At 28.4% G+C, this 23,543-nt stretch carries 25 protein-coding genes; 11 read left to right on the plus strand and 14 right to left on the minus strand.

Annotation, left to right across the window (positions count from 1 at the left end; genetic code table 11):
- Window position 1 precedes the first annotated feature (1 nt).
- The 7 genes from EPJ79_RS07255 to EPJ79_RS07285 form a co-directional block, all read right to left on the minus strand.
- On the minus strand, window positions 2-304 hold the full coding sequence (locus EPJ79_RS07255; protein ID WP_147738987.1) for a hypothetical protein: 303 nt from the start codon (window positions 302-304) through the stop codon (window positions 2-4).
- Between the two features lie 90 nt (window positions 305-394).
- Entirely contained in the window at window positions 395-793 is a 399-nt protein-coding gene (locus tag EPJ79_RS07260) for an alpha-1,2-fucosyltransferase (RefSeq protein WP_147738988.1), read from the minus strand.
- A complete protein-coding gene (locus EPJ79_RS07265) occupies window positions 780-1,250 on the minus strand; it encodes a hypothetical protein (RefSeq protein WP_147738989.1) in 471 nt (156 codons plus the stop codon). Before EPJ79_RS07265 ends, EPJ79_RS07260 begins: the two co-directional genes overlap by 14 nt.
- A 40-nt stretch (window positions 1,251-1,290) precedes the next feature.
- Complete coding sequence (locus EPJ79_RS07270; protein ID WP_244289087.1) at window positions 1,291-2,376, minus strand: glycosyltransferase family 10 domain-containing protein; 1,086 nt, start codon at window positions 2,374-2,376, stop codon at window positions 1,291-1,293.
- A gap of 1 nt (window position 2,377) precedes the next feature.
- Window positions 2,378-3,391: a GDP-mannose 4,6-dehydratase gene (gmd, locus tag EPJ79_RS07275; RefSeq protein WP_147528723.1), complete on the minus strand. Its 1,014-nt coding sequence runs from the start codon at window positions 3,389-3,391 to the stop codon at window positions 2,378-2,380.
- A gap of 51 nt (window positions 3,392-3,442) precedes the next feature.
- A complete protein-coding gene (locus EPJ79_RS07280) occupies window positions 3,443-4,375 on the minus strand; it encodes a GDP-L-fucose synthase family protein (RefSeq protein ID WP_147738991.1) in 933 nt (310 codons plus the stop codon).
- Window positions 4,376-4,412: 37 nt separating this feature from the next.
- Entirely contained in the window at window positions 4,413-6,083 is a 1,671-nt protein-coding gene (locus EPJ79_RS07285; protein WP_147736691.1) for a Na/Pi cotransporter family protein, read from the minus strand.
- A gap of 149 nt (window positions 6,084-6,232) precedes the next feature.
- Here EPJ79_RS07285 and EPJ79_RS07290 point away from each other — a divergent pair, with 149 nt between their 5' ends.
- The 5 genes from EPJ79_RS07290 (at window position 6,233) to EPJ79_RS07310 (ending at window position 10,020) form a co-directional block, all read left to right on the plus strand.
- Window positions 6,233-7,129, plus strand: coding sequence for a DUF58 domain-containing protein (locus tag EPJ79_RS07290; protein ID WP_147738992.1), 897 nt, complete (start codon window positions 6,233-6,235; stop codon window positions 7,127-7,129).
- Between the two features lie 258 nt (window positions 7,130-7,387).
- Window positions 7,388-7,645 (plus strand): YtxH domain-containing protein, encoded by a 258-nt coding sequence (locus tag EPJ79_RS07295; protein WP_021959534.1) that lies wholly within the window; start codon window positions 7,388-7,390, stop codon window positions 7,643-7,645.
- Between the two features lie 11 nt (window positions 7,646-7,656).
- Entirely contained in the window at window positions 7,657-8,040 is a 384-nt protein-coding gene (locus EPJ79_RS07300; protein ID WP_147738993.1) for a DUF948 domain-containing protein, read from the plus strand.
- Window positions 8,027-9,118, plus strand: coding sequence for a peptidylprolyl isomerase (locus EPJ79_RS07305; RefSeq protein ID WP_244289088.1), 1,092 nt, complete (start codon window positions 8,027-8,029; stop codon window positions 9,116-9,118). The genes EPJ79_RS07300 and EPJ79_RS07305 overlap by 14 nt, the downstream gene beginning before the upstream one ends.
- Before the next feature lie 2 nt (window positions 9,119-9,120).
- Complete coding sequence (locus EPJ79_RS07310) at window positions 9,121-10,020, plus strand: hypothetical protein (RefSeq protein ID WP_147738994.1); 900 nt, start codon at window positions 9,121-9,123, stop codon at window positions 10,018-10,020.
- Between the two features lie 87 nt (window positions 10,021-10,107).
- On the opposite strand, the gene EPJ79_RS07315 is transcribed toward EPJ79_RS07310, so the two are convergent.
- Entirely contained in the window at window positions 10,108-11,787 is a 1,680-nt protein-coding gene (locus EPJ79_RS07315; RefSeq protein WP_147527895.1) for a restriction endonuclease, read from the minus strand.
- Between the two features lie 190 nt (window positions 11,788-11,977).
- Window positions 11,978-12,793: a 3-deoxy-8-phosphooctulonate synthase gene (kdsA, locus tag EPJ79_RS07320; protein WP_147738995.1), complete on the minus strand. Its 816-nt coding sequence runs from the start codon at window positions 12,791-12,793 to the stop codon at window positions 11,978-11,980.
- A gap of 181 nt (window positions 12,794-12,974) precedes the next feature.
- Between kdsA and EPJ79_RS07325 the strand changes: the two genes are divergently transcribed.
- The 3 genes from EPJ79_RS07325 to EPJ79_RS07335 all read left to right on the plus strand — a co-directional run bounded on the left by EPJ79_RS07325 (window position 12,975) and on the right by EPJ79_RS07335 (window position 16,422).
- Window positions 12,975-14,789, plus strand: coding sequence for an HsdM family class I SAM-dependent methyltransferase (locus EPJ79_RS07325; protein ID WP_147738996.1), 1,815 nt, complete (start codon window positions 12,975-12,977; stop codon window positions 14,787-14,789).
- Window positions 14,786-15,289 carry a restriction endonuclease subunit S gene (locus EPJ79_RS07330; RefSeq protein WP_147738997.1) on the plus strand — a complete coding sequence of 168 codons (504 nt, stop codon included), beginning with the start codon at window positions 14,786-14,788 and terminating at the stop codon, window positions 15,287-15,289. Before EPJ79_RS07325 ends, EPJ79_RS07330 begins: the two co-directional genes overlap by 4 nt.
- A 296-nt stretch (window positions 15,290-15,585) precedes the next feature.
- Window positions 15,586-16,422 carry a flagellin N-terminal helical domain-containing protein gene (locus tag EPJ79_RS07335; RefSeq protein WP_021959027.1) on the plus strand — a complete coding sequence of 279 codons (837 nt, stop codon included), beginning with the start codon at window positions 15,586-15,588 and terminating at the stop codon, window positions 16,420-16,422.
- A 79-nt stretch (window positions 16,423-16,501) separates the two neighbouring features.
- Here EPJ79_RS07335 and EPJ79_RS07340 read toward each other — a convergent pair whose 3' ends face one another.
- Entirely contained in the window at window positions 16,502-17,272 is a 771-nt protein-coding gene (locus tag EPJ79_RS07340) for a hypothetical protein (protein ID WP_147738998.1), read from the minus strand.
- 158 nt (window positions 17,273-17,430) lie between these two features.
- Between EPJ79_RS07340 and EPJ79_RS07345 the strand changes: the two genes are divergently transcribed.
- Both EPJ79_RS07345 and EPJ79_RS07350 read left to right on the plus strand, forming a co-directional pair.
- On the plus strand, window positions 17,431-17,670 hold the full coding sequence (locus EPJ79_RS07345) for a (2Fe-2S)-binding protein (RefSeq protein WP_021958327.1): 240 nt from the start codon (window positions 17,431-17,433) through the stop codon (window positions 17,668-17,670).
- A gap of 629 nt (window positions 17,671-18,299) precedes the next feature.
- Window positions 18,300-19,238 (plus strand): UDP-glucuronic acid decarboxylase family protein, encoded by a 939-nt coding sequence (locus tag EPJ79_RS07350; protein WP_147738999.1) that lies wholly within the window; start codon window positions 18,300-18,302, stop codon window positions 19,236-19,238.
- A 31-nt stretch (window positions 19,239-19,269) separates the two neighbouring features.
- Here EPJ79_RS07350 and EPJ79_RS07355 read toward each other — a convergent pair whose 3' ends face one another.
- From EPJ79_RS07355 to EPJ79_RS07370, 4 genes are read right to left on the minus strand one after another with little or no spacing between them, the layout of a single operon-like run.
- A complete protein-coding gene (locus EPJ79_RS07355) occupies window positions 19,270-19,824 on the minus strand; it encodes a 2-oxoacid:acceptor oxidoreductase family protein (RefSeq protein WP_147736704.1) in 555 nt (184 codons plus the stop codon).
- A 12-nt stretch (window positions 19,825-19,836) separates the two neighbouring features.
- Entirely contained in the window at window positions 19,837-20,568 is a 732-nt protein-coding gene (locus tag EPJ79_RS07360; protein WP_021958324.1) for a thiamine pyrophosphate-dependent enzyme, read from the minus strand.
- Window positions 20,565-21,623 carry a 3-methyl-2-oxobutanoate dehydrogenase subunit VorB gene (vorB, locus tag EPJ79_RS07365; RefSeq protein WP_147739000.1) on the minus strand — a complete coding sequence of 353 codons (1,059 nt, stop codon included), beginning with the start codon at window positions 21,621-21,623 and terminating at the stop codon, window positions 20,565-20,567. The genes EPJ79_RS07360 and vorB overlap by 4 nt, the downstream gene beginning before the upstream one ends.
- A gap of 12 nt (window positions 21,624-21,635) precedes the next feature.
- Window positions 21,636-21,881: a 4Fe-4S dicluster domain-containing protein gene (locus EPJ79_RS07370; RefSeq protein WP_147739001.1), complete on the minus strand. Its 246-nt coding sequence runs from the start codon at window positions 21,879-21,881 to the stop codon at window positions 21,636-21,638.
- 291 nt (window positions 21,882-22,172) lie between these two features.
- On the opposite strand from EPJ79_RS07370, the gene EPJ79_RS07375 reads away from it, so the two are divergent.
- Window positions 22,173-23,339 carry a M20 metallopeptidase family protein gene (locus EPJ79_RS07375; protein WP_147739002.1) on the plus strand — a complete coding sequence of 389 codons (1,167 nt, stop codon included), beginning with the start codon at window positions 22,173-22,175 and terminating at the stop codon, window positions 23,337-23,339.
- Window positions 23,340-23,543 lie beyond the last annotated feature (204 nt).

Genomic DNA, 23,543 nt, shown 5'->3' on the forward strand with positions numbered 1-23,543 from the left:
ATTATTTGTTCCTATATATTTTTAATTTATTATAATTAATTCTATTAATGATTAATAATATAAGAAGCAATAAATTAAAAGCAAATGAAATGGCAAATTTTCTATCGCTTTCAAATAAACTTATAATTGTTTTTGATATATATTTTACTATTTCTTTATCTCCAGATTTTACCATTAAATAAAATGTTCCATAAATTAAAAGTAAAAAAGATACGGTAATAATTACTCTTGCTGAATAAACAATTAAAGTCTTTTTTATAAAAAAATTATACCGCAATTCATCTTTAGATTTTTTGTTTGCCATATATTATCCATCAAATTTATAAACTTATATAACATTATAAATTTTAAAATAAAAAAGTCAAGCTATATACTATTAATAATATAATTTTAATTAAATCGGCGTCATATCCACATTTACATTAAAACTATTTAAATCTACTTTATCGTCTCTACTTAAAATATGCATCAAAGGAACATTGCCTATAAAACTTGCCCAAATCGTAAAAGTGGAAGGCGCGCCTATTATATAATCGCATAAACTCAGCAAATAATGGTCCTCATACCAATCGCATTTTGAAATAATATAATTTTGTTTTGGTTTCAAAGTTATCTCTTCGTTTGAAAATAAAATAAATAATATTTTTTTGTCTTTAAATAAATTAGAAAATTGCTCTATCTTATCGTTATAAACTTCATCCTCGTAATAATATTTTCCGTTATTCCAATATTTATAATCGCCTCTTCTTATATGAACTCCGACTTTTATATCATATTTTTCAAATTCTTTCATATATATATATATATATATATGAAGACATTTCTAATTTTGGAGTATATTTTTTTTTAAAATAATCTCTGTATTTAATAGCAAGCTCGGGAACTCTAAATTCCCAACCCGACACAAAAATCGTTTTATCTCTATTCTCTAATATTTGTTTATCGTAAAGTGCGATATTATTTCTATCTTCAATATTCATATAATCAAATATTAAAAAATTTTTGATATTTAATTTTATTGCAAATTTAGAAAGATTTTCAATTATGCTATAACGAGTATTTAAATTCGGCAAAAATATTTTAGGAATTTTCTTAAAACTGTATTTATCTTTTATTCCGTAAAAATCTTCCATGTCGTAAAATTCAAGATTATGATATTCTATATTATTATCTTTACAATAAGCCTCAAAATGCATATTTTGAAGAAGCCTATTGCTTTTGTCTCCAAATCTTTTATACAGAAAAACCATTTTTATTTCCTAAAAAATTATTTTATTTATTATTTTAAATTTATTTCAATCTTTCGTTTATAAGCTCTTCTAATCTATTTAAAATTTTCTCTCTTCGCTCCCAAAGATAATCAACCATAGAATCGTTAATTTTTATTTGATTTTGAAAAGCGTCAAATAATTTATCGTCTTTATTTAATCTTTCAACTTCTTTTAAAAGTTCCGAATTGTCTTCGTCTTTTATATAAAACAACAATGCATTTTTATTTATCAAGTCAAGCTCAATATTTTCATCTCCCGAATAAATCGGAATGCATCCCGCTTTGAAAGAATCAAATAATTTTTCCGTAATGTATCCATCGCTAATTGTATTTTCGGGACAAATATTAAATTTGAAATCTCTTAAATATTCTATTTTGTTATTATTAAATTCATTTTTCAAATCATCGTCATTGTGTAATAATTTTCCCGCGCATTTCACTTCGCCAATTTTACTAATTTTATTAAAAATTTCTGTTCTAATTTTCGGAATGTCATGACTTGCAACTAACGAAGCAAATTTATTCTTTTTAGATTTTGCATTATTAATATTGTCTATCGTTTCTTTAATTTTATCTTTCGTATAATTTCTTTCTAATATATTGCCAAAATTATAGTTTATCCAAATAGGAAATCTCACATAATTATTAAATTTATTTTCGTCCAATCTATCATAGCCTAAAGACAAATCGATATAATTGACGCAATTATCAGAAAATCTACTCCAAATTTTTTCTATTGCATTTTTAGAAACGCATTCGCCCGTATAAAAAATTTTAATTTTAGCTTTCGATTTATTTAAAAAATATCTTCTGCCGTTTGGTCCGAAAAATTCAATATCGGGATTATAGCTTATTTCCAAATCGGGAATATAATTATCTTTTATAAAATTATAAAAATAGTTATATTTAAATTCTATTTCGTTTATCGCCCAATCGTTTCGCACGAAAAAAGTTTTCTTATCTTTAATTTTATCTTTATAACTTGCATAATTTATTCTATAACCCAAATCTTTAAGAAAGATAGAATTATTTCTTATTCTATTTCTCAATCTATAAATTGGAATTATCCAAACCAAATATTCTATTAAATTCTTTTTCAAATACATTTTAATTTTTATTTATTTTATCTAAACTTAATCCGCAATTATTTAAATCGTATTCTAACATTATTTTTACAAGCTCTTTAAAAGTCGTTTTAGGTTTCCATCCTAATTTTTCTTTTGCTTTCGCGGGATTTCCAAGAAGTAAATCGACTTCTGCAGGTCTATAATATCTCGGGTCTATTTCTACATATTTTTTCCAATCTAATCCGACTAAACCAAAAGCTTCGTCTAAAAATTCTCTAACCGAATGCGTCTCGCCCGTAGCTATAACATAATCTTCCGCTTTATCTTGTTGAAGCATAAGCCACATTGCCTCTACATAATCTTTTGCATATCCCCAATCTCTCTTTGCATCCAAATTTCCCAAATATAATTTATCTTGTTCTTTCTTTAATATTCTTGCAATCGCATGAGTAATTTTTTTAGTTACAAAAGTCTCGCCTCTTCTTGGACTTTCATGATTAAATAATATTCCATTGCAAGCATACATATCGTAGCTTTCTCTATAATTTACAGTAATCCAATAAGAATATAATTTTGCGCAAGCGTAAGGACTTCTTGGATAAAACGGCGTCTTTTCAGTTTGCGGAGTTTCAACCACTTTACCGTATAATTCGCTTGTAGAAGCTTGATAAAATTTTGTTTTTATTTCCGTCTCTTTAATCGCGTCTAAAATTCTTATAGTTCCCAAAGCGACTACATCCGCCGTATATTCGGGTATATCAAAACTTACTCTAACATGACTTTGAGCGGCTAAATTATAAATCTCATCGGGCTGAATTTTCTCAAGCAATCTCGATAAAGCCGAACTATCCGCTAAATCTCCGTAATGAAGAAAAACTCTCGCATCGTTTACATGAAAATCCTGATATAAATGCTCTATTCTTCCCGTATTGAAAGACGAACTTCTTCTAATAATTCCATGAACTTCATAACCTTTTTCAAGCAAAAGCTCCGCTAAATATGAACCGTCCTGTCCCGTTATTCCCGTAATAAGCGCTTTTTTAGTTTTACTCATTTTAATTAAATCTCCGTTTTTATTTTAATTGTTTTTAATTATTATAAATAGTTAATCTTTATAATTTTTCAAAAAATCATTATAAGCAATTTTTAAACCTTCTTCAAGTTCGGTTTTATAATGCCAACCTAAATTATTTATTTTAGAAACATCCAATAATTTTCTCATTGTGCCGTCAGGTTTTGAAGAATCTAAAATTATATTTCCTTCGAAACCGACTACTTTTTTTATCAAATTAGCCAAATCTTTTATAGTTATTTCTTTTCCGCTTCCGATATTTATAAATTTCCCTATTTCTTTTGCGTCTTTATTTTCCATTAAATATAAACATGCTTCGGCTAAATCGTCAGAATTCATAAACTCTCTTAAAGGCGTTCCGCTTCCCCAAATAATTGTTTCTTTATCTTTATTTATTTTCGCTTCATGAAATCTTCTAATAAGCATTGGAATTACATGAGCGTTTTCTTTATGATAATTATCGTTAATTCCGTAAAGATTGCATGGCATAACCGCTATATAATTTGTTTTATATTGTTTATTATAAGCGGCGCATAATTCTATTCCCGATATTTTTGCCAAAGCGTAAGCTCTATTCGTGCTTTCCAAATATCCCGAAAGTAAATATTCTTCTTTAATTGGCTGCGGGCATTCTTTAGGATAAATACAACTTGAGCCTAAAAATAATAATTTTTCTACTCCATTTTCAAAAGACGCTTCGATAATATTATTTTGTATTTGAAGATTATAAAGTAAAAAATCAACGGGATAAGTGTCGTTTGCATAAATTCCTCCGACTTTTGCCGCTGATAATATTACCCATTCGGGCTTTTCTTTTTTAAAAAATTCAAATACTTTATCTCTTTCTCTCAAATCAAGCTCGCTATGAGTTTTTTTAATAATATCTTTATAACCTTTATTTGTAAAAACTCTCTCTATTGCGCTTCCGACTAATCCTTTATGTCCCGCTATATATACTTTTTTCAAAATTAAACTCCTTTTTGTTTTTTATTTATTTTTAATTTTATTTATCTTTTCCCGTTATCTCTTCGACTATATTTACAAGATTTGAAATTGACCTATTGAAATAAACCAAAACATCGCCGTATAAATGAGCGTTGAGTGGAGGAATTAAAGATTTATCCACATTATCATAATGTCTCTGTCTCGCTTGATAATAAAAATCTTTCACTTGATGATATTTTTCAATCGCTTCTTCGTAAGTTTTTTCTTTATTTATATAATAATATTGAGGAATTAAAGTCGATAAATAATCTATAAACTCAACATTATTATTAATCATTTTAAGTATATCTTTTTTTTGAATTTCGTTAAATAAAGTTCGCTTTTCGTTTCCTTTAATAATCGCTTTTGCCAAATCTTTTAAATTATCTCCCAAATTTTCGTAATAAGTGCTTATATTTATTAAAGAAGCTATATTTGAAGAGTTTAAAGTATTTTTTCCTAAAAGTTTAAGCAAGAAAGTGTGAATTTCGTTATCGGTATTATCTAAAAGTTTTTCGTTATCTCTTATTTTATTTAATAATCTTTCGCTCGGATTATCAAATAATTCTTTTATTCTAATTAACATTTTTTTTGCAATCTCTCCCATATAAGTCACTTCTTTTCTAACTTCTATTTCCGCCGATATTGGCATATTTAAAAGTTTATCTAAAAGCAAACTTGCATGTTTTTCATCGTCTTTCTCTTTTATTAGAATGCAAACTATTTTTTCAAGTTTATCGGTTAGAAAATAAAATACTATAACATTAGCTATATTAAAAACCGTATGAGCCGCCGCTATATAAAAAGATATATTAACATAATTATTATTAACGACTTTATAAACTCCGCCCGAAACTATAAAACCCGCCAAAAAATTAACCAATTTTATATACGGATTAAATAAGAAAAACATATAAACCACGCCGAATATATTAAAAAGACTATGAACCAAAGCCGCTCTTTTTGCGTTAGTCGAAGCGTTTAAAGTCGCCAAAACCGCCGTTATTGTAGTTCCGATATTCTGCCCAAGTATTAACGCTACCGAAGTTGGAAAATCTATTAAACCGACAATTGCAAGAGAGATTGTAACTCCAAGCGCTGCGCTACTCGACTGTATTATTGCCGTCACTATCATTCCTATCATTACGCATAAAAATCTGCCTTTAAATGTGTCGGCGTTTGCTATCAAAAATATTTTTTCAAATTCTTCAGAACCGCGCACGCTTTCAAATGCGTTTTTCATTAAAATGAGTCCGTAGAATATCATTCCAAAACCCATTAATATTTCGCCAAAGAATTTTAATCTTCTATTTTCGCTGCAAAATATTACGATTATTGAGCCTATTCCTAAAGAAGGCAAAGCCAAAACATCAATATCTAAAGAAATTATCCATCCCGTAATCGTAGTTCCGATATTTGCGCCAAGTATTATATTAATCGCTTGAGTTAAATTTAATATTCCTGCATTAACGAAGCTAACCGTCATAACCGTAACGGCACTGCTTGATTGAACTATAGCCGTTATTAAAAAACCTAAAGATATTCCAAGTATTTTATTATTTGTAACTTTATGCAATATCTCTTTTAATCTACTTTCGGTGCTTTCTTGCAAACCGTCCGAAAATAGTTTCAGCCCGAACATAAAAAGCCCGAATCCGCCTATTAAATTGAAGGTTAGATTTTGTATCATATATATCCTAATTTATATAGTGTTTTTAGAATATCATATAATATTAAAAAGTCAATAAAATAGTTATCATATATAGTATTGTATTTTATTTCATTTAATATAACATATAAATTAAAATTCTACCTTAAAAAATAATAAACGGAAAATAAATGTTTGGAAATAAAAATATAACGACTAAAGAACTTTTAAAATCTGTTCGTCAAATAGAAATAAAAACTTCAAGAATAGTAAATTCTTATTTTTCGGGGCAATATCATTCCGCTTTCAAAGGACATGGAATAGAATTTGACGAAGTTAGAAAATATTCTATAGGAGACGATGTTAGAGCGATGGATTGGAAAGTTAGCGCAAGATATAACGAGCCTTTTATAAAAAGATTTAGAGAAGAGAGAGAATTAAATGTTATAATACTTGCAGATTTTTCAGCTTCAACAAATTTCGGATTTACAAAAACAAAACATAATCTAATAGTCGAAGTTTCGGCTTTGCTTACATTTTCCGCTTTAAAAAATAATGATAAAGTAGGACTTTTAATTTTTACCGATACGGTTGAAAAATTTATTCCTTTGGGTAAAGGCAGAAATCATGTTTTAAGAATAATAAGAGAGCTTATAGAATTTGAACCTAAAAATATAAAAACAAATATAGCGAATACTTTGGAATATTTTAACAGAATTCAATTAAGAGAAAGCATAACTTTTTTAATAACCGATATATGCTCCGAACTTCCTAAAAAAGAAATTGAAATAACTAAAAAAAGACATGATTTTATAGTATGTTTGGTAAACGATATGTTGGAATATGAACTTCCTAATCTTGGCGGAACTTTAGTTATGTCCGATTCTGAAAACGGAGATTTTGTATATTTTGATATGTCAAATAAATCGATAAGAAATAAATATTTGTCGGAACAAAATAAAATTATGGAATATAAATTAAATTTTCTCAAAAAAAATTCTATAGAAAAAATATTACTCGACACTTCAAGCGATTATGTTAATGAAATAATGAAATTTTTTTATAAGGAAAAGAAGATAGGATTATAATTAGCATAATAAAAAATAAAAATTAATAAAACAAACTATTGCCCACTTTCGGTGAAACATTAACAGTTTAAATTTAAAGCTTTATGTTTTATGTGAAATATTTTTTATTTATATTTTTTAATTCATAAAAATATATTCATTGCAATAACGAAGTCCAAAGCAATTAACATTTGAAAAAGTTGATTTTTTTAGTTGACAAAAAATTAAATTAAATTTAATATTTATTCAAATAAAAAGATAAAAAATAGGAGGACATACATGTCTAAAGAAGTATCAGGATTATTTTCTTTTATATTGGGCGTAACCGCTGGAGTTGCGCTTGGCATTTTGTTCGCTCCAAAATCGGGCGAAGAAACGAGAGAAGATATTAAAGAAACTATTGATAATTTAAAATATAAAGTGGACGATTTATATCATAAAGGCGTTTTAAAAACTACCGAGCTATACGAAAAAGGCAAAGAAAAAACAAGCGACTTTCTTGATAAGAGAAGAAAAAAATCCGCTGCGGAAGATTAATTTTAAATAAAATGGAAGATATTGTATTTCAAATAAATGTTATAGCTATATCTTTGGCGTTTATCGCTATAGCTATATTAATTTTATCATTGGCTATATTTTTTATTTTGCTTGCAAGCTATTTTAGATTTACAAATAAATTCGATAAAATACTTGACAATATAGAATCTATTAGCGATAAAGTTAATAATATAGCTTCTTTTGTAGATTCGGAAACGGAAAGAACAAAAAGAACTTTAGAGGATATGCATGACGCTTTCGATAATATATCAAATAGCATATATAATTTTACTTCCGCCGCGAGAGGTTGGACGGAAAATTTAAGCATAGCGAATATAATAAAGTCTATAATTAATTTGTTTAGAGGCAGGCAGGAATCCGATGACGATTTTTAAGATTAATAAATTTTTTATTTTTATAGTTTTAATTTTTTCATTATCTTTAAGTTTATATTCTCAAGATAATAATTGGGTTATAAGAATAAGAGACTCTCAAGGAGAATTAAAAAAACTTTTCACTGTTAATGATTTTATGCAAGAAGTTTCAAATATTGCAAATTTAAGAGGACTTCCTGCAGAAAATTTAAATATGCTCCTTACGAACGATTTACAATTATGGCAATTTGTTTCGACTCTTATAGAACAGGAATTAATCTATATTAAAGCGGTTGAAGAAGGTTTTGATAAAGACGAAGAGTTGACATTAGCAATTTCGCAAGAAAGAGATAATCAAATAGCTCAATTATATATGCAAAAAAAAGTGAGAGACGATTTTTCTGTAGTTTCTGAAGAAGAGAAAAGAAATTTTTTTAATAATAATAGAGAAAGACTTCAAGCTGCAAGAGGAAATAATGTAAGATACGAGCAAGTGGCTATGGATATAGAATATACGATTTTGCAAGAGCGTATGCGAAACGAATATGAAAAAATGATAAACGAAGCTAAAACAAATTATAAATTGGAATATTCGCCAACTAAAGACCCTTGCATTATTATTGACGATAAAAAAATTCCTTTGTCAAATTTTAATGAAATGTTTAATCAGGCTTTAAGACAATCTGGAGAAAATATACCGCCAGCTTTGAGAGTTCAAGCAAGAGATAATATGTTTACCGCTTTTGTCGCTAGAGAGATAATGATATACGAAGCTAATAAAGTTGGTTTTTATAATGAACCTGAAGCAAAGACGGTTGAAAATTATATTACAAGAAGCGCCATAGTTTCTCATTATATAGACAAAACTATAAGAGCTACAATTGAAAAACCAACTAAAGAAGAGATAAATCAAGTTTACGAACAATATGGAAAATTATATAAAATAGATTCCTTACCTTATGCGGAAGCTCAAAAAGCGCTTGAAACATTGGTTATAGAAGCAAAGACGCAGCAAAAATATCAATTACTAATAACCGATTTAAGATATAGATATAATATAGAAAAAAATCTTTCTTTAGTTAAGAATATTAAGCAATAATTATGAAAAAAATTTTTATATATTTATTTTGTATATTAGGATTATTTTCTAATTATTTATTTGCCATAAGAAACGATTATTATTTTGATGTTTCGCCTTTAATACAAAAAGAAAAAATGTTCTCAATAGGGCTTGGCGGAATATTTGAAGAATATAATTCTTGGTATCAAAACGGTTTGTTAAATATTTTAGACCCTTATAACGCGAATATAAGCAGAAGAGATATTTATTTTACTATAGCTCCTTTTTTTAATATTCGTCCGATTAGATTTATAGAGCTTGGATTTGCGGCAAGTTTTGCATATCGAAGACAGGATTCTAGAAATGATTCAACAAGACTTACGAATAAAACCGATAGTTTTGGATTTAAAGATATTGATGCAAATATAAAAATAACTATGCTTGATTGGTATTTATCGCTTGGAACAAAAATTGGAGCGAGTTTTAGTTTTCAAAAAGATTCTTTTTTATATACGCAAAGACGAATTAAAGACAATTTTAATTTTTATGCAAATATTATGGTTGCGGGAGTTCCTAAAGTTATTCCCGTTAATATTTTATTTTGTTATATTTTTGATACGAGAGATAATTTACTTACCGATATATTAAATTACGGCGAGATAGTCGGCGCTTTAGAAATTATAACTTCTCCTTTTATAACCATATACACGGGCGTAAGTTATATGTTTCCTTATAAAAAAGGTTTAGAGTTTGATTATACTTATGTAGAGCCTTTCGTTAAAGTTAAAGCCACAATATCTGATTTTCTTTATATGACTGCATCATACGAAAAAGTAGTTTGGGGAAGCGGAAATATTCCAAACACTGCGACTTTTAATTTTTCAATAGAATATATGTTTTATTCTCCAAAATGGAGTTGGTGGTATTTAGGAAAATCTTAAAAATTCTAAATTAGGAATATGACTTATTATTAATTTGAAAGAGAAAGTAAAATTTAAATTTTTTCTACAGATAAAAAGAAATAATTATTAAATCTTTTCATCTTTAAGCAAATTATTAAATTGACTTCTTGTATAAACTCTAATTTTTTCATTATGCGAAACATAACTTTTTGCGCTATTGCTCAATTCTACAGGCGCTATTAATACTCCGCTTTTTGCTCCCGATTCGCTAACCATCATTAAAAAATCTCGAACCATTAATTCCCCGATTTCGCTTTTTTGCCATCTCTTAAAAGAAATTAATATAAGCTCTTTCTTGCTTCCTTTTATATTATAAGTTAAATAATTTATCTCTTCTCCGCTATTTGCAGGATGAGTGGCGTCCGTATATTCTTGAACTATAACATAATCTGAAAATTTTGATTTCATTATATTACCGCATAATTTTTTAAATGACATTCTATCTAAAGAAAATATTTTATCTACTTTATAAGCTATAGTTATATTATTGTTTGGATTTCCTTTTTCTGCAATTTTTAAGCTTTCTAAAATATTGTCTATATCCATAGTTTTTTGAACTTCTATTAAATTCATAATATAATCAAAATTTATAAAAGAAATCTCCCAAGAGTTTACGGTTTTTTCCCAATTTTCAATATTTTCTTTTCCGACATAATTCTCATAATTATCGTTTTTATATTTTTCTTCGCCTAATTTATTTTCTTCTTTTAATTTATTCAAAACTGTTGTCGCTTTAATTACCGCATTTAAATAATTTAATATTTCGTCTAAATTATAAATATTAAATTCGGGCATATCAAAAGATTTAATTAATTCAAAATAATTTTTAGACATCTCTATATCGCCAAGAAAATACGAATAAAAAGAATAATCAAATTTTAAATGAGCGTAATTTTTATTCGATTCGTTAATTTTATATAAAGAGTATAATTTATTATAAAGACTTTTAAATCTCTCGGATTCTTCAAGTTTATACAACACGAACAAATATAATTTATTAATATCGAATTCATGATTTTTATCTATAAATTTATTTGATAAAATATCTTCTATAAAAGATTTTGCGATATTTAATTCTTCGGATAAAATATATGTAGATATTAAATCTTTTTCCAATTCTAAAATATCTTTTTTTATATCTTTCGATTTATTTGCAATCGCTTCTTTAATTAGTCTCTTTCTTAATTCCTCCAAAAAAGCTATACATTTTTTATAATCTTTCATTTTATACGAAACGAAAGCGGCGCATTTAAGGTCTTCCGTCATAAACTCGGCTTTTGAAACTATAGCCTTTCCAAAATAATGATTTGATAATTTAAAATTTCCTTCTTTCGCCAAAGTATTTGCGACTTTTATAATATACAAATTATTGCTCGGCTCAATTTTTATTATTTTTATCGCGTATTTAAAAGCTTCTTCTTTTTTACCCAATTCGCTATATTTACTTTCAAGTTTTTTGCAAATATTTAATTCTTCTCTTTTTTCCAATATTCCGTTATTTGCAAGCAATTCGTATTTTTCTAAAGCCAATTCTATTTTGCCTATTTCTTCTTCGCATTTTGCCAAATCGTAAATTGCTCTATAATCTTCTGGATTTTCTTCTATTTTTTTGTAAAGTTCTTCTATAGTTTTTTTAATGTCTTTTGAATTTTTTTTTCCGTCTCTATAAAAAATATTTTTTAATATTATTGAAGAAGAAATAATTAAAAAAACCGAAACGGCTAAATATATAAAAATATCTTCCATACAAAACCTTGATAAAATCTAAATTCTTATAAAATATTATTATATAATATTTTTATATAAAATAAATCGTTATTATATATTATCGTTTTATATAAAGTTTAATTTAATAAAAATTAATGATAATCGTAAAACCTATGATAATATTATTTTAAAAAGTTTTATATATAATTAAAATTTTTTATTTATTCTATTACAAATTTTTAACTAAATTATTTATCTTTATAGCGTCTTTCCATAAATCTTCAACTTTATCAAGTTCAAAAATCGTATTTGAATCGGAAGGACTTTTTTCAGGATTAGGATGAACTTCCATAAATATTCCGTCTATTCCTAAAGCGACTGCGGATTTTAAAAGAGCGGGAATAAACTCTCTCGCTCCTCCTGAAATTCCATTTGAGGCGGAAGGCATTTGAAGAGAATGAGTCGCGTCATAAATTACGGGAGCATAATTTTTCATTATTTCAATATTTTTCATATCGACTATTAAATTTCCATATCCGAACATAGTTCCTCTTTCGCATAAAAAAAACCTCTTTTCGTTTATTGCATCAGAACATTTATCGGCTATATATTTGCAATCATATCCGCTTATGAATTGTCCTTTTTTAACATTAATCGCTTTCCCCGTTTCGCAAGCCGCTCTTAACATATCCGTTTGTCTGCATAAGAATGCGGGAATTTGCAAAAAGTCTACATATTTTGCAGCTTCTTCGGCTTCTGCAGGAATATGTATATCGGTTATAGTCGGAAGATTAAATTCTTTTGAAACTGTTTTTAATATTTCAAGCCCGTTTTTCATTCCCAAACCTCTAAAAGAATTTAGAGATGTTCTGTTTGCCTTATCATAACTTCCTTTAAATATTAATTGTATATTTAATTTTTCTTTAATTTCTTTTAATTTTTTAGCTATATTTATAGTCATTTCCTCGCTTTCTATAACGCAAGGACCCGCTATAAATATTAAATCTTTATTTTTATTTGTAATACCTTTATAATCAAAAATCATAATTCAAACCTTTATTTTAATTTAAATTAATTAGTTAATGATACTATATAAATTGTTAATGTCAATTAATTATTTAAATTATCATTTTAAATAATATGCATAAAATTAAAATATTTTATTGAAATTTAAAATAAATTTCTATATAATTAAACTTTAATATTTTTATGGGATTTTATATTTAATGCTGACTTATAAAACCGAAGACGAAGTTAGAGACGAGGCAAGAATTCTTTTAAATTTGACTAATAACGAGGATAAAACAAAATCTGGAGTCGGACAATTAACGAGTTTTAGCAGTCTTGATAATTATTATTTCAAAGGAATTTCTAAAAGACCTGACGGATGGTATTTTCCTAACGACATACAGAAAACAGCTATTATTTTAGAAACTAAAGCCTCAAACGAATTATTAGACGAAAAAAATGAAAATCAAATTAAAGAATATATAAAAATTACTCAAAGAAAATATAAAAAAGTCGTAGGAATTCTTTATAATAGCAATGAAGCTATAGTATATAAAAACGATGTAGTTTATTCGGCTACCAATCAACTATTTGATAAAAATTATTATTTAAAACTATTTAATAATATTCAAATCGATATTGACAAAATACAAAGTTGCACAATAAATATTAATGAAATATTGCATCATAAATTTGTAATGCAAAATCTTACTCAAAGAATGATATTTACGGCATGCGCTTTAGTCGCTGATAGAAAAGGGGCTAATTTAGAGAATTTAAAAAATTTAAGTTTTTCAATGTTAAAATCTCAAATTATAGAAATTTTGGAAAAATCTTACAGCGAAGAGATGCGAAGCAATGAAAAACTAAAAATTATAAAAGAACAATATCAAAAAATTACTTGCGATAAAGAAAACGATATAAACGCTATTGGCGATTTTATAGATAATGTAATTCAAATTTCAAAATATATACAAAGCAATGATTGGCAAGGCGAAGATGTTATGGCAATATTTTTTAATGAATTTAATCGATATTTGCCTAAAAAACCCGATTATGGGCAGGTTTTTACACCCGATAATGTCGTATCTTTAATGTATAGATTAATAGAAGCAAATTATAAAGATAAGATTTTAGACGCCGCATGCGGAAGCGGAGCTTTTTTAGTAAAAGCAATGGGAAATATGACGAGAGAAGTCGGCGGAATAACCAACGATAAAGAAGTTAAGAAAATACAAAACGAAAAACTATTTGGCGTTGAAATATCAAAAGATTTATTTACTTTAGCATGCGCAAATATGCTTATTCATAAAGACGGGAAAACAAATTTAATACAGGCGGATTCGAGAGACGAAGAAGTTTGCAAATGGATAAAATCTAAAAATATTACAAAAGTTTTAATGAATCCTCCTTATGAAAAGAAATACGGAGTTATGGGAATTGTGGAAAATGTTTTAAATAATGTTAGCGAAGGGGCAATGTGCGCGTTTTTACTTCCTGATAATAAACTTGAAATATCAAGAAAAGCCGTAGAAAGATGGCTTAAAAAACACTCTTTACTTAAAATAATAAAACTTCCCGACAATACTTTTACGGGAAAGGCATCGGTTAATGTGTCAATATTCATTTTTAAAGCTCATGAACCTCAAAAAGAAAAAGAAATTTTTGCATGCTGGATAAAAGAAGACGGACTTGAAACGGTAAAAAATAAAGGTAGGCAAGATATAAAAGGAAAGTGGAAAAATGAACTTGAGGATTATTGGTATAATATTATTTATAAACAAAGCGGAAATGAAACTTGTCAATGGCTTAAACCGAGCGAAAATTTAAGTTATAAAATGCCCGAAACTCCTTTTGAAATTAGCGAAAATGATTTTAGAAAAGTCGTGCTTGATTATATGCTTTTTGAAAGAGGAATTGATAAAAAAGAATTTGAAAAAACTATTTTAGAAAAAGTTTTATACGAAAGCGATATTATTGTAGAAGATAAAACAATTAAAATTACTTTGAAAGACGAAGAGGACGAAAAATGAAAATAGATACTTCGGGCTGGAAAGAGTTTAAGTTGGTGGATTTATTTACATATGAGAGAGGGACAAGGCTTACAAAAAATAACAGATCCAAAGGTAAATATCCGCTCGTGACAGCTGGAGAATATAATAAAGGTATAAAAGAATATATAAATAATGAAAATCAAAAAATATTTAATAATGCTATAACGATTGATATGTTTTGCAATAGCTTTGTCCATATTGATAATTTTTGTTGTGATGATAATGTCATCGTTTTAAATTCAAAACAAAATATAAGTAGATATACTATGCAATTTATTAACGCAATAATTGATCAAGATAAAGAAAAATGGGGATATGGTAAACAATATAGACAAAATAGTTTAGAAAAACATAAAATTTTCTTGCCGATTTACAAAAATGGTAACCCCGATTGTGAATATATGGAAAATACAATTAAAGCTACAGAACAGGAAATTATTGATATTATAAAACTAAAAATGATTAGAAAAGTTAAATAACTTATAGATTGATTTTATATTGTTGATTATTTTATATTTTCATTATATCGATAATATATTGAAATATCATAAAAACTCTTAAAATCAATCAATTTTAAGTTATTTTTTATAATAAAAATTAAATTTTTTTATTTTAGGTATTTACTTTTTTTCAAAAATATTATAATATAATTCGTATAAATATAATAAAGTTATATTATGCTGTCGTTTTTTATGGGATGATTAAACGACTTAAGGCATAATATAAACGGATTAAAAAACTAATTTTTAAACACTATTCATGGAGGGTAGTAATTATGATTATCAACAATAATGTTTCTGCATTAAATGCAAACAGACAATTGAACTTAAACGGAAGTTCAATGACAAAAACTATTGAAGCGCTTTCAAGCGGACAAAGAATTAACAGAGCTGGAGACGATGCTTCTGGATTAGCCGTTTCTGAAAAAATGCGTTCTCAATATCGCGGTCTTCAACAGGCTACAAGAAACGCTCAAAGCGGAATTTCTTTCATTCAAACAACGGAAGGTTATTTAAATGAAACAACCAATATTATGCAAAGAATGAGAGAGTTGGCAATACAATCCGCTAACGGCATATATTCCGACAGCGACAGAGCTTTAATTCAAGTTGAAGTAAATCAGTTGGTTCAAGAAGTTGATAGAATCGCTTCTCAAGCAGAGTTTAACAAAATGAACATGTTAACGGGAAGATTCGCTTCAGACGGACAAACTCCTATTACTTTTCACATAGGCGCTAATATGGACCAAAGAGTGTCTGTAAATATAGGCGCTATGACTGCCGCTAATCTTCAAGTTGGAGGCGAAACTCCTATTTCAATTTCTTCAGTTGAAACTGCAAACCAATCACTTGGAAGAATTGACGAAGGAATACAAATGGTTGTAGCTCAAAGAGCAGAATTAGGCGCCGTTCAAAATAGAATGGAATCTATGGTAAAAAGCTTAATGATAGCTACAGAAAATACAATCGCAAGCGAAAGCGTTATAAGAGACGCCGATATGGCTCAAGAAATGGTAGCCTACACTCGCGAACAAATTCTTCAACAAACAGGCGCCGCTATGTTAGCAAATGCAAACGCTAAAAATCAATCAATAATGAGAATAATAGGTTAATCAAGCGACTTATTACAAATATTAATAAAAGCCTTTTAGAGAATATATTTTTCTAAAGGCTTTTATTTTTTTATTTTAATTAATCGAAATCTAATTTTTGCGAATTTGAAACGAAATCTCTATTTAAGAAAAATAAAGCAATTATAATTTTAAAATATGTGTCGAATAAATATAATAATATTCTCGATAAAAAATAATATAATAAACCTTCTCTCGTATCTGCAGGAGCGGAAGGAAACGATATTATAAAAACATTTTCAAAAAAAACTATAAAAGAAAGCATAAATAAAGCTTTAAAAAATTTCGGTTTTATTAAACTTGCAGAATATTTTATAGCGTCTATTCCCCAAGTATGCCTTAAAGCGCAAATATTATTTGTAAACATAAACAAAACTACGAAAATCAAACCAGGAATTATAAAGAAAGCCAATCCGAAAAAAACTATTATCATATATATAAAAGAAGTTATTATTGCGGGAAGAATAACTTTAACGCTTTTTTTTATCGCCCAAAATGCCGTTCTTATTTTTTTATTTATCATAACCTCTACTAAAAAAGATATTGATAAAACTGAAATTATATCTAAAAACCAAGATAAAAAAGTATTAATATAAAATCCTTCATTGACTTCGTTTTTAAACCAATTTATAAAATCCTCAAAAGTTTGAATTTTTAAAGGGTCAAGAATAGTCGGCGGAAAATAAGCGGTAGTTAATATTATAGGAATTCCGCATATCATAGCGATTAAAAAGAAGTTAAAAAAATTATACCTAAATATAGAAAAAGATATTGTAAATAAATCTAAAATTTCTAAATCTTTTTTTTCTAACTCTTTTCTAAAGGATGGCATAATTTTTCCTATTATTAATAATAAACATAATAATTTTAACTTATAGTAGTATAAATTACAAATAAAAATTATTGATTTTTTATTAATATAGCTTAAATAAATATTGAATTTTATTTATTAAATGTTAAAATATTAAAGTAATAATGAGGATATGAATTATGGATTTGACTATAGAAGATTTGAAATGCCAAACGGCTTTAAATTACGATAAAGAATTATGCGTTTGTAAAAAAGTCTCTTACAGAACTATTTATAAAGAAATAGTAGAAAATAAATTAATTACAGTCGAAAGCATTGCCGAAAAAACAACCGCTTCTACGGGCTGCGGCGGATGCGTAAATAGAATAGAAAGCTTGATAGAATACGCTAAAAAGAATAATTTTGAGCCTTTGCCATAATTTGATTTAAATTAATTGTTATGACTGAATGTTTTAAATAAAGTCAAAATTTCTTGTTCTTTTTTTGATGCCAATACTAGACTATAAAGCTGACAGACAACATAACAATAATAAAGATAGAAACAGCAATTTTAAATACGGCGAAGGCAAATATATTAAACTTAATTAAAAATAAAAAATCAAAAGCAAAATAAGTATTTATTAATAATATTTGTTAAGCTTTTTATAATATTTAATAATTTCTTATTTTAGTTAAACATAAAAGAGACGGAAGAGCAATCAACCGTCCCTTTTACTATTTAATGAGTCTAATATGAAAAAACTTTTATCTATCACATATTTAGACGAATAAATCTCAAAAAAGTTCCCGAGTAATTTCCTTTTATTTAAAAAAATTTTAAAAATTATTTAGAAATTTTAAAATAAAGGACGGACTATATTAAATAATCCGTCCCCTTCTAAATATTGAGGAGTCTCATATGAAAAAAAATTACTTATTTATCGTATAGTTAGACGAATAATTTTAAAAAAAGTTCCCGACTAAATTATAATTAACGCAATTTTTTTGACAAATTGACAAATATTTTATATAATATAGCTTAATATTAAATTAAAAAAGGCTTTATATAATGAAAAGAATTATAATTACGGGCGGAGCAGGTTTTTTAGGCTCTCATTTATGCGAAAGATTATTAAACGAAGGAAATCATATAATATGCGTTGATAATTTTTTTACAGGCTCTTATGAGAATATTAAACATTTAAAGAATAATAAAAATTTTGAAATTATAAGGCATGATATAATTGCGCCAATTCATATAGAATGCGATGAAATATATAATTTTGCCTGTCCAGCCTCTCCTATTCATTATCAAAGAAATCCTGTTCATACTTTTAAGACAAGCGTTTTGGGAATTTTAAATATGCTTAATTTGGCGAGAGAATGCAACGCGAGATTGCTTCAAGCGTCAACGAGCGAAGTTTATGGCGACCCTTTGGAGCATCCGCAAAAAGAAACCTATTGGGGACATGTAAATCCTGATGGAATAAGAAGTTGTTATGACGAAGGAAAACGAGGAGCGGAAACTTTAATGATGGATTATAATAGACAATATAAAACCGATATAAAAATAATTAGAATATTTAATACTTATGGACCGAGAATGAACGAAAATGATGGAAGAGTCGTTTCAAATTTTATTATTCAAGCTCTTAAAAATATTCCTATTACGGTTTACGGAGACGGAAGTCAAACGAGAAGTTTTTGCTACTGCGATGATTTGATTGACGGAGCTGTAAAAATGATGAATAGCGAAAATTTTATTGGTCCCGTTAATTTAGGAAATCCTATAGAAATGCCCGTTATAGATTTTGCTAAAATTATAATTAAGGCGACTAATTCAAAATCTGAAATAATATTTAAAGAACTTCCAAAAGACGACCCCGTTAAAAGACAACCCGATATAAGCCTTGCTAAAGAAAAACTTAATTGGCAGCCAAAATATAATCTTGAGGACGGACTTAAAAAAACTATAGAATATTTTGAGGATTATCTTAAAAATAAATAATATATTAAAATTGTAATTAAATAATTTAACTTTAAGAAATCAAACCTTTCACAGACTCCGCTCCCGCATTCAAAGCCTTCTCATTGCCAGGCAGAAATTCTTTTTTCCTCTCTCCAAAAACTTTTATAAAAGCCTGTTGAATGCTCTCAAACGAAACTATATTATCCAAAGAAAGCAAAGCGCCAAGCATAACCATATTTGCCGCTCTTGAATTTCCCAAATCGCCCGCTATTTTATTAGCTTCCACATAAGCGACTTTTATATCGTCTCTTTCGGATTTTTTTTCAATAAGAGAAGAATTTATTAAAAGCACTCCGCCAGGCAAAATATCTTTTTCAAATTTCGTCAAAGAAGGAAGATTCATTATAACCGCAGCCGTAGCGTCATGCGATATTAAAGGCGAACCTACTAATTCATCGCTTACAACAACAGAACAGTTTGCCGTTCCTCCTCTCATTTCGGGACCGTATGAAGGACACCAAGTGACATGCTTATTTTCTATCATTCCTGCATAAGCGAGCATTTGTCCCATAGACATAACGCCTTGTCCTCCGAAACCTGCAAAAATAATTCTTTCAGTTTTCATAAACGCCTCCTATTAATCGTTTCTAAAATTTCCCATAGGATAATGAGGAATCAAATAATCTCTTATCCATTGATGCGATTCTGTTGGAGATATTCCCCAATTTGTAGTGCAACTTGTAAGCATCTCAACTATTGAAAAACCTTTTCCTGCAATTTGATTTTCAAAAGCTTTTTTAGTCGCCATTTTTGCCTTTCTTATATTTGCTGGCGTATCCAAAGAGACTCTTTCTACAAATGTAGCTCCTTCTATTGTAGCAAGCATTTCGCATACTCTTATAGGTTTTCCCGCTCTTGCAAAATCTCTTCCCGCTTGAGTAGTTGTAGTTCTCTGTCCTTCAAGAGTCGTAGGCGCCATCTGTCCGCCCGTCATTCCATAAATTGCATTATTCAAAAATATTACGGTTATATTCTCTCCTCTTGCCGCGGCATGAATTATTTCGGCAGTTCCTATAGCGGCTAAATCTCCGTCTCCTTGAAGAGTAAAAACCACGCTATCTGAAACCGCTCTTTTTATTCCCGTTGCAACGGCTGGCGCTCTGCCATGCGCTGCTTGTTGCATATCGCAATTAAAATATTTATAAGCCAAAACGCTGCATCCAACCGAAGCTATTCCAACCGCTCTATCTAAAACATTAAGCTCTTCCAAACATTCTGCAATTATTCTCTGAGAAGTTCCATGCATACAACCAGGACAATAATGCGTTCTTACATCCGTTAAGCCTTTAGATTTTTCAAAAACTATCATAAAATTCCTCCTGCAAATTCTTTTATATGTTCTATTATTTCATGTGAAGTCGGCACAATGCCTCCCGCTTTCCCAAAAAATTTAACGGGAACTTTGCATTCGCATGCCAATTTTATATCGTCTATCATTTGTCCCATACTCATTTCAATACTAATATACATTTTACAGTTATTATTATTCTTAAATTCTTTTTCAGGGAATGGCCATAAAGTTATAGGTCTTATCATTCCTATTTTTTTATTTTCGCCTCTAAAAGTATCGACTACTTCTCTGCAAACTCTCGACATAGTGCCGTAAGAAACCAATATGATATCGGCGTCTTCGGTAAAATATTTTTCAGCTCTCGCTTCTTTCTCTTTAATTAATTTATATTTTTCTTGCAAATTAAGATTATGTTTATATAATAAATCAGCCTCTAAATATAAAGAATTAACTATATTTTTTTCTCTCTTTCCTCTCATTCCGTTTGTAGCCCAAGTTTTTTCTTTTATTTCGTATTTTGGTTTATAAATAATTTCAACAGGTTCCATCATCTGCCCAATAAAACCGTCCGCCGCAACATAAACGGGCGTTCTATAATAATCCGCTAAATCAAACGCTTCCATTATCATATCGCTCGCTTCCTGCAAATTAGAAGGCGCAAGAACGGGGCAATTATAATCTCCGTCTCCGCCGCCTTTAGTCATCATATTATAATCGCTTTGTGAAGGCTGTATTCCTCCAAGTCCAGGTCCGCCGCGCATAACATTAAGTATAACCGCTGGAATTTCTGCAGCGGCAAGATATGATATTCCTTCTTGCTTTAAAGCTATTCCTGGCGAAGACGATGAAGTCATAGCTCTCGCTCCCGCTCCGCCCGCTCCATAAACCATATTAATCGCAGCAATTTCGCTTTCCGCTTGAACGAAAGAACCTCCCGATTCAAACATTGCTTTAGACATAAACTCTGGAATCTCGTTTTGAGGCGTTATCGGATAACCGAAAAAACATTTGCATCCCGCAGCTATTGCAGCGCTTGCCATAGCCTCGTTTCCTTTCATTAATTTTTTAGCCATATTATATTCTCCTTATTTTTCATTTGCTTTATTTTTATTATCCAATCTCTCTACGACTATGCATAAATCTGGACACATAATAGCGCAGTTGGTGCATCCTATACATTTTTCCATATCCGTAACCGAAGCTGGATAATATCCCCAAGAATTCATATTATCTTTATCTAAATATAATATTTTAGTAGGGCAAACTGAAACGCAATTTGAACAGCCCTTACATTGTTCTTTATCGATTGTTACTCTGCCTTTATTAGCCATATTGCCTCCATTATTTTTTATAAAAATTGCTCGCTTAAAAATTATAATCGCTTGCATTTTTATTTTATCGCTATTTTCTTAATTAAAATTTACAATATTAATAAAAATTGTCAATAATTATAATTAACTAATATTAATAGCTGCAAATATCTAAATTATATAATATTTTTAATTTATAGTTATTTTTTAATTAAAATTTATTTTGTAATTTTAAATAAAAATATTATAATCAATCGATAGCTTTTATTTAATTTATTTAATTAATAAAAATAATTTTTTTGAGGAGAAAATATGCTTAAATATAATTCCAATGAAATACTTGATTATATAATAAAAAACAGAAGATATTTGCATTCAATTCCCGAGCTTGGCGGAAATCTTCCAAAAACGAGAGAATTTGTTATAAAAAAATTGGAAGAGCTTAATATAGAATATACGAAAAATAAAAAAGATTCGGGAATTATTGCATATATAAAAGGCAATGATAAAAATAATAAAACAGTCGCGTTAAGAGCGGATATGGACGCTTTGCCGATTAAAGAAGAAACAGACTTTGAATATAAATCCTGCAATAATAATATGCATGCTTGCGGGCATGATGTTCATACGGCTATTTTATTAGGAGCTGCAAAAATACTTTCTGAAAATAAAGATAAAATTAACGGAACGGTTAAACTTTTATTTCAAACGGGAGAAGAAACGGGAACGGGCGCAAAAATAATGATAGAAGAAAACGCGCTTGAAAATGTTTCTGCAATATTTGGAGTTCATATTGGAAGTTTCGCTCCAGATACTCCAAATGGAACTTTTATTATTCAAGAAGGACCGATTATGGCTTCTGCAGACCAATTGATTATAAGAGTTAAAGGAAAAGGTACGCATGGAGCTTATCCGCATTTTGGAGTGGACCCGATAATAATATCGGCGGAGATAATCAACGGACTTCAATCGATAATAACGAGAGAAATAAAATCTTCCGAAAATGTTTTACTTTCTTTATGCAGAATAAACGGAGGAAGCGCTTTTAATATAATTCCCGATATGGTAGAAATAGAAGGAACTATAAGAACTTTTAATAACGAATTGAGAGATTATTTTATTAAGAGAATAAAAGAAAAATCAAAACTCATTGCAGAATCTATGCTTGGAGAATGCGAAATAGAATTAGTCGAATATGCATGCGTTACGAATAACGATAAAAATATTACGGAAAGCGTAAGAAAAACAGCGGAAAAATTATTTTCAAAAGAAGCGATTTGGGATAAATATTTTAATCCTTCTATGGGAGGCGAAGATTTTTCTTATTATCTTAAAAAAGTCGCGGGATGTTTCGCTTTATTTTCTACGATTACGGAAAAGAATATTCCGAATCATAATAATAAATTTGAAGTCAATGAAAGCAAATTAAATATGCCCTCTGAACTTATGGCAAATTGGGCGGTTGATTTTAAAATTTAACTTTATTAATTAAATTAAATTTTTAAAATTAATTTTCTTTAATCTGGATTGCCACTCCTTCGCTTCGTTCGGCTCGCAATGTCGGGGAAATGGATTTTTTAGTTTCTGCTTATTTTAGCCGAATTTTTTAGATTTTTTTAAAATAAATGCTTGACAAATTTTTTTAAAATGTTATAATTTGCATACAATTTAATAAATAGCCGA

The sequence above is a fragment of the Brachyspira aalborgi genome (genome assembly GCF_008016455.1).
Lineage (GTDB): Bacteria > Spirochaetota > Brachyspiria > Brachyspirales > Brachyspiraceae > Brachyspira > Brachyspira aalborgi.

Coding starts and splice junctions, on each gene's coding strand:
- EPJ79_RS07255 (WP_147738987.1), bottom strand. CDS start 304: ATGGCAAACAAAAAATCTAAAGATGAATTGCGGTATAATTTTTTTATA.
- EPJ79_RS07260 (WP_147738988.1), bottom strand. CDS start 793: ATGAAAGAATTTGAAAAATATGATATAAAAGTCGGAGTTCATATAAGA.
- EPJ79_RS07265 (WP_147738989.1), bottom strand. CDS start 1,250: ATGGTTTTTCTGTATAAAAGATTTGGAGACAAAAGCAATAGGCTTCTT.
- EPJ79_RS07270 (WP_244289087.1), bottom strand. CDS start 2,376: ATGTATTTGAAAAAGAATTTAATAGAATATTTGGTTTGGATAATTCCA.
- gmd (WP_147528723.1), bottom strand. CDS start 3,391: ATGAGTAAAACTAAAAAAGCGCTTATTACGGGAATAACGGGACAGGAC.
- EPJ79_RS07285 (WP_147736691.1), bottom strand. CDS start 6,083: ATGATACAAAATCTAACCTTCAATTTAATAGGCGGATTCGGGCTTTTT.
- EPJ79_RS07290 (WP_147738992.1), top strand. CDS start 6,233: ATGTTTGGAAATAAAAATATAACGACTAAAGAACTTTTAAAATCTGTT.
- EPJ79_RS07295 (WP_021959534.1), top strand. CDS start 7,388: ATGTCTAAAGAAGTATCAGGATTATTTTCTTTTATATTGGGCGTAACC.
- EPJ79_RS07300 (WP_147738993.1), top strand. CDS start 7,657: ATGGAAGATATTGTATTTCAAATAAATGTTATAGCTATATCTTTGGCG.
- EPJ79_RS07305 (WP_244289088.1), top strand. CDS start 8,027: ATGACGATTTTTAAGATTAATAAATTTTTTATTTTTATAGTTTTAATT.
- EPJ79_RS07310 (WP_147738994.1), top strand. CDS start 9,121: ATGAAAAAAATTTTTATATATTTATTTTGTATATTAGGATTATTTTCT.
- EPJ79_RS07315 (WP_147527895.1), bottom strand. CDS start 11,787: ATGGAAGATATTTTTATATATTTAGCCGTTTCGGTTTTTTTAATTATT.
- kdsA (WP_147738995.1), bottom strand. CDS start 12,793: ATGATTTTTGATTATAAAGGTATTACAAATAAAAATAAAGATTTAATA.
- EPJ79_RS07325 (WP_147738996.1), top strand. CDS start 12,975: ATGCTGACTTATAAAACCGAAGACGAAGTTAGAGACGAGGCAAGAATT.
- EPJ79_RS07330 (WP_147738997.1), top strand. CDS start 14,786: ATGAAAATAGATACTTCGGGCTGGAAAGAGTTTAAGTTGGTGGATTTA.
- EPJ79_RS07335 (WP_021959027.1), top strand. CDS start 15,586: ATGATTATCAACAATAATGTTTCTGCATTAAATGCAAACAGACAATTG.
- EPJ79_RS07340 (WP_147738998.1), bottom strand. CDS start 17,272: ATGCCATCCTTTAGAAAAGAGTTAGAAAAAAAAGATTTAGAAATTTTA.
- EPJ79_RS07345 (WP_021958327.1), top strand. CDS start 17,431: ATGGATTTGACTATAGAAGATTTGAAATGCCAAACGGCTTTAAATTAC.
- EPJ79_RS07350 (WP_147738999.1), top strand. CDS start 18,300: ATGAAAAGAATTATAATTACGGGCGGAGCAGGTTTTTTAGGCTCTCAT.
- EPJ79_RS07355 (WP_147736704.1), bottom strand. CDS start 19,824: ATGAAAACTGAAAGAATTATTTTTGCAGGTTTCGGAGGACAAGGCGTT.
- EPJ79_RS07360 (WP_021958324.1), bottom strand. CDS start 20,568: ATGATAGTTTTTGAAAAATCTAAAGGCTTAACGGATGTAAGAACGCAT.
- vorB (WP_147739000.1), bottom strand. CDS start 21,623: ATGGCTAAAAAATTAATGAAAGGAAACGAGGCTATGGCAAGCGCTGCA.
- EPJ79_RS07370 (WP_147739001.1), bottom strand. CDS start 21,881: ATGGCTAATAAAGGCAGAGTAACAATCGATAAAGAACAATGTAAGGGC.
- EPJ79_RS07375 (WP_147739002.1), top strand. CDS start 22,173: ATGCTTAAATATAATTCCAATGAAATACTTGATTATATAATAAAAAAC.